We start from the raw sequence: 397 nt of genomic DNA, 5'->3' as shown, positions 1-397 counted from the left end.
AATCGGGTTTCAGACGGCCTTTTTGTCGGATTTAGATATGGTGGATAACCAGTTTTTTGCCTTCGTAATCGAGGACGTTGACGTCCATATCGAATAAGGTTTTGATGTTTTCGGCGGTGAAAATATCGTTGGGCTTGCCCTGCATGGCGACTTGGCCGTTTTTCATGGCGACGACGTAATCGGCGTAGGCGGCGGCCTGGTTGATATCGTGCAGGACGACGACGGTGGTGCGTTTGTGTTCGTCGGTCAGCCGGCGCAGGATCTGCATGAGGGAGCGGGCATGATACATGTCGAGGTTGTTCAGCGGTTCGTCGAGTAAAACGTAGTCGGTGCGCTGGCAGAATACCATGGCAATCATGGCGCGTTGGCGTTGGCCGCCGGAAAGCTCGGTCAGGTA

Annotated in this window: 1 protein-coding gene; it reads right to left on the bottom strand. The window is 54.2% G+C overall.

The window, feature by feature from the left end; genetic code table 11:
• Positions 1-31: 31 nt before the first annotated feature.
• On the bottom strand, positions 32-397 hold a 366-nt coding region (locus tag ACTHSP_RS22440), incomplete at its 5' end, for an ATP-binding cassette domain-containing protein (RefSeq protein ID WP_440347063.1).

The sequence above is a fragment of the Neisseria sp. P0001.S005 genome (genome assembly GCF_051963715.1).
The sequence above is the reverse complement of the archived record's forward strand: the minus strand, read 5'-3'. Positions and strand labels throughout refer to the sequence as shown.